At 72.5% G+C, this 742-nt stretch carries 2 protein-coding genes; both read left to right on the plus strand.

The window, feature by feature from the left end; genetic code table 11:
- Positions 1-495 (plus strand): lytic transglycosylase (locus BAY1663_RS22825; protein ID WP_037045457.1); only part of this gene is annotated, 495 nt, incomplete at its 5' end.
- Positions 492-742: DUF2859 domain-containing protein (locus BAY1663_RS22830; RefSeq protein WP_037045459.1), on the plus strand; the 251-nt coding region annotated here is incomplete at its 3' end. The genes BAY1663_RS22825 and BAY1663_RS22830, both read left to right, overlap by 4 nt.

Consider the following 742-nt stretch of genomic DNA (forward strand, 5'->3'; position numbering starts at 1 on the left):
CCGCCGCCGGCCTATCGACTGGCGGCGCATCGCGCAGACGTGCCGGCGGCGGTGCTGTACGCGGTGGCCTTGCAGGAGAGCGGCGCCATGCTGCGCGGGCGTCTGATCCCCTGGCCGTGGACGCTCAACGTCGCCGGCACGCCGCAGCGCTATGCCACCCGCGCCGAGGCCTGCGCGGGGCTGCACCGTGCGCTCGCCCACACGCCGGCCAATCGCATTGACGCCGGTCTCGGCCAGGTCAATCTCGGCTACCACACGCATCGCTACACGCAGCCCTGCGAGCTGCTGGACCCGTACCGCAACCTCGCCATCGCTGCGGAAATCCTGCGCGAACAGCACACGCCGGGCGAGGACTGGCTGCTTGCCATCGGCCGCTACCACCGGCCCGCCGGCGGGGCACCCGCGGCGCGCTACCGGCGCAGTGTGCATCGACACCTGACCCGCGTGCTCGACCCCGGTGTTCCCGTTCCAACCCTCCAGGCCACCACGCCATGAACCACATCGTCCTCATCGCCGCCATCGGGCTGCTGTCCACGACCACCGTCTTCGCCCAGACCGCCTCCGCGCCGTTGATCGTCGTCGAAGACCGCGGCGGCGACTCCGCGCTGCCGTACTACCAGTCGCTGAATCCTCAGCCGGACCAGGCCACGCCGCCGGCCCCGATGCCAGCCCCGCGCGTGGGCAACGCGGCCGACGCCGAAGCCGCCATGCTGCCGGTGCGCTCGACGCAACTGTCGCCGGG

The sequence above is a fragment of the Pseudomonas sp. BAY1663 genome (genome assembly GCF_000582595.1).
GTDB classification, from domain to species: domain Bacteria; phylum Pseudomonadota; class Gammaproteobacteria; order Pseudomonadales; family Pseudomonadaceae; genus Stutzerimonas; species Stutzerimonas stutzeri_AF.